Raw genomic sequence first — 1,398 nt, 5'->3', positions numbered from 1 at the left:
AGGTGCCGACTTCATCTTCTAGGGCACGATAGCCCCCCGTAGAAAAATAGGCTTTTGTGTCGCTCGAAAAGGAATAAACGAGATCGCCTCCCCACGAGAAATTGCGGACAGAACGGTAGTCGTCTTTATCGTAAATGTTTGTATCGTAAGATAGGTAAACGGCCCCACTAAACTTACAAACAATACAGGACGTGTCTCCTTCATTTTGTGTAGATTCAGGCGTGCTGGTGCTATCAATTACACTCGTTTCCACCGCGAATGATGGCGCTGAAAACAGCGTACCCAACAACATTGCAAGCGGCGTCATCATCCACTTTGTTGTGTGCTGCATGTTTTGAAACTTCCATGAGAATTAAGTTTATTAGAATAAACTTAAAGACAAACAGATTATTGGGATGAAATTCCATAAAAATTCAGATAATCAACCCCAATAAACCTATCAACCATAAAATTACTCTTATGGTTAAATCCTTATTTAATTTTTTAATACTATTTATCTGAGTATTGTCGCGTTCTACTTTGCTTAAAAACGTACTTTAAAATGACTTTTTATAAATAAAGCCACACACCACAACATTAAAGAAGCAGCAAAGCAACGCCATTAAAACAAAAGTTAAAAGACAATTATTATCAACAACTTAAAATCAACAAAAACAGTTAAAATGAATGAGTCAAAATGTATAAGTTAAAATACAATAAAAATATAAGAACATCATTCCGTTTAATTTTATTCGTTATTGTATTGAGAAAGTTTAATTTTCAATTTCTAAAATTGGTGGGATACACACAAGAGAAATCATCAAAACCATCCGTTGTTAATAATGAATTTCGCATTTAAAACAAAAGATAGAAACAAGATCAAATTCATGTTTTCTAATATATCGATTCAACCTTTCACAAGTTTGAATAGAAAATCAAACTTTCAGTCAATCTAAAAACAACAAAATATTCACCAAGTGAATATTCAAAAGATAAGTCAAAACTAAATAGCACATACGGTCAGCATATTTGTGAATTACTATTCATTAATTATTTTTTCATAAATTAAACATTAATGTGACCAACTTCACACAATTGCACCGCGTACAACATAAAGTAAACGAAATTTAAGTGTTTACTGACTCAAAACGTGTCGATAGAACAGAGGTTAAACATCGAGCTGAAACACGTATTTCTCACCAAAATTTATTATACATAGCAGTGAGTTACCTGCATCCAAGCGGTTAAAATGCGTACTAATGTGACTCATTTTTGAGAGAGGAACATAAGAAGAGCAAAAGCACTAAAAGAGGATAATGCGATTTGAATAACCAGTGCTTCAAAGCGCACTTATGAACTTATGCAGAGAAAGAAAGACTATCAGTTACTGTTGAATGGTTTTACGACCACAGTTTTCGC

The 1,398-nt window shown here is 33.4% G+C and carries 1 pseudogene; it reads right to left on the bottom strand.

Features of this window, described 5'->3' with window-relative positions:
* A pseudogene (locus tag R7F67_RS24050) lies at positions 1-331 on the bottom strand (hypothetical protein); the annotation flags it as partial.
* Positions 332-1,398: the final 1,067 nt, after the last annotated feature.

This window comes from Vibrio sp. YT-17 (genome assembly GCF_033337375.1).
Lineage (GTDB): Bacteria > Pseudomonadota > Gammaproteobacteria > Enterobacterales > Vibrionaceae > Vibrio > Vibrio alginolyticus.
This window is presented reverse-complemented; position numbering and strand designations above follow the sequence as displayed.